Source organism: Sphaerisporangium sp. NPDC049003, from assembly GCF_043197795.1.
GTDB lineage: Bacteria > Actinomycetota > Actinomycetes > Streptosporangiales > Streptosporangiaceae > Sphaerisporangium.
This window is the reverse complement of the sequence record NZ_JBICTU010000073.1, coordinates 1-2,806: the sequence shown is the minus strand read 5'-3', so window position 1 is coordinate 2,806 and position 2,806 is coordinate 1. Positions and strand designations below refer to the sequence as shown.

General features: G+C 69.3%; 2 protein-coding genes. Both read left to right on the top strand.

All coding sequences use genetic code 11. The features are described 5' to 3' along the window. Positions 1-1,782, top strand: a 1,782-nt coding sequence (locus ACGFIV_RS36185; RefSeq protein ID WP_392839589.1) for an amino acid adenylation domain-containing protein, incomplete at its 5' end; no start/stop codon positions are given. A gap of 2 nt (positions 1,783-1,784) precedes the next feature. Continuing rightward, a partial coding sequence (locus tag ACGFIV_RS36180; RefSeq protein ID WP_392839587.1) for a condensation domain-containing protein occupies positions 1,785-2,806 on the top strand: 1,022 nt, incomplete at its 3' end.

Here is a 2,806-nt window from a genome sequence, read left to right as displayed (position 1 = left end):
GGCCCGTTCCCCGCCGACCAGACCATCCACCAACTGGTCGCCGCACAGGCCACGACCCGCCCCGACGAACCCGCCGTCATCCACGGCGACCAGATCCTCACCCACGCCCAGCTCAACACCCGCGCCAACCAACTCGCCCACCACCTGCGCTCACAAGGAATCGGCCCCGAAGACCTGGTGGGAGTCTTCCTCGACCGCACCCCCGACCTCATCGTCGCCCTCCTGGCCATCCTCAAAGCCGGCGCCGCCTACGTCCCCCTCGACCCCGAATACCCCGCCGAACGCCTCGCCTACATGCTCCACGACACCGCCGCGCCCCTGGTCATCACCCAGCACGACCTCGCCGCGCAACTCCCCCACTCCACCGCCGCCCTCCTCATCGACACCCACTGGCCCCAGATCGCCACCCACCCCTCCACCGACCCCCCGCCCCTGGCCACACCACACGACCTCGCCTACGTCATCTACACCTCCGGCTCCACCGGCAGGCCCAAAGGCGTGATGATCGAACACCAGGGCGTCGTGAGCTACATGGCAGGCATGCAGGACGCGTTTCCGATCCACCCGGGCGAGAGCTTCCTGCAGGCCACGCCGGTGACCTTCGACGTGTCGGCGTACGAGATCCTTTGGCCGCTCTGGCAGGGGGGCACGGTCGTCCTGGTGCCGGGGGCCTCTCGCCTGGACATGGCGCACGTCGGGTCGCTCATGCGCCGTCACCGCATCGTCGGACTGCATTTCGTCCCCAGCTTGATGGACATGTTCGTCGCCCAGGTGGACCCGGCGGACTGCACCGGACTGCGGTACGCGTTCTGCAGCGGAGAAGCGCTGCCGGAGGTGCTCGTGCGGCGATTCGCCGACCGGTTCGACGGCGATCTGATCAACCTCTACGGCGCCACCGAGGTGTCGGTGGACACGACCTACTGGCGCGCCTCGCCGGACTCCCCCGTCCTCGCCGGACGCCCGATGAGGAACCAGACGGTGTACGTGCTGGACGGTTCGCTGCGGCCGGTGCCCGTCGGTGCGGTGGGGGAGGTCTATCTCGGGGGGCGGTCCGTCGGCCGCGGCTACCTGCGCCGGCCCGGGCTGACCGCGGAACGTTTCCCCGCCGACCCGTTCACGGGCGATCCCGGCGCCCGCATGTACAAGACCGGGGACCTCGGCCGGTTCACCGCCGGCGGTGAACTCGACCTCCTCGGTCGCATCGACAGCCAGGTGAAGCTGCGCGGCGTGCGCGTCGAGCCGGGTGAGATCGAGGCGGTCCTGCTGTCGCACCGCGATGTCGCGGCCTGCGCCGTCGTCGCGTGGGAGGACGGCGCCCGTGACAAGCACCTGGTCGCGTACTGCGTTCCTGCGGCCCGTGAGCCGGACGTCGCCGAACTCCGCGCTCTGTGCCGGGAGGAGCTGCCGCCGGCCGTGGTCCCGGCGGTGTTCATGATGCTGCCCGCACTGCCCCTGTCCCCCAACAGCAAGGTGGACCGCAAGAGGCTGCCCGCGCCCGACGTCGCGGACCTCGCGCCCAGCGCGGCCCACGTGGCTCCACGAGACGAGATCGAGCAGGCGCTCGCCGAGGTGTGGGCCGATCTGCTGGGCGTGGACCGCGTCGGCGTCCACGACAACTTCTTCGAGGTCGGCGGCCACTCGCTCCGGGCGGTCCAACTGGTCAACCAGGTGGAGCGGCTGACCGGCATCCGCATCAGCCTGAGGGGCCTGTTTCTTTCGCCGTCGATCGCCGGCATCAAGTCCCAGTTGCTTGAGCTGATCGACGCCCAAGGTGAGGAGTAGTCATGGAAAACAGCTCGACGCAGGCGCGTCTGCTCTCCCGTATCCGGCACCAGCAGGCCCGTCACCTGCCTGTGCGGGATCGTTCGAAGCCGGTGCCGTTGTCGTCCGCGCAGCGGGGACTGTGGTTCCTGGACCAACTGGAACCCGGCCGATCCGACTACGTCGTCCCCATCGCCCTGCGCCTGACCGGACCCGTTGACGTGGCGGCGCTCGAACAGGCGCTGACGCACCTGGTGGCCCGGCACGAAACGCTGCGCACCCGGTTCGCCGCAGACGACACCGGCCAGCCCTACCAGATCATCGACCCCCCCGCACCGGTCACGATCACCGTCACCGACCTGACCGGCCACGACCAGAACACCATCACCGGCCACGTGAACGCCGCCGCCGCCACCCCGTTCGACCTGGCCACCGGCCCGCTGCTGCGCACCACACTCCTGCGCACCACACCCGACGAGGCCGTCCTGGTGATCTGCCTGCACCACATCATCTTCGACGGCTGGTCCGAAGCCATCCTCGCCCGCGAACTACGCGACCTCTACACCGCAGCCACCACCCACACCCCCACCACCCTGCCCGCAACGCCTATCCAGTACGCCGACTACGCGGCTTGGCAACACCAGCAACTCACCACCGACCGGCTCGGCACCCAACTCGACTACTGGCGCACCCAACTCGCCGGCCTCCAACCCCTGCACCTCCCCACCGACCGACCCCGCCGCCCCACCCGCAGCGGTCATGGCGACGCGGTCAAATTCACCATCCCCACCCGAACGGTCACCGCCCTGCGCGGCCTCGCCGCCGAGGCGCAGGCGAGTCTCTTCATGACCGTGCTGGCCGGATTCCAGATCATGCTCTCCCGCTACACCGGCCAAAACGACATCGCCATCGGCACCCCCACCGCAGGACGCACCCACACCGAAACCGAGAACCTCATCGGCCTGTTCGTCAACAGCCTCGTCCTGCGCACCGACCTCACCGGCGACCCCACCTTCACCGACCTCCTCCACCAGGTCAAAAACAC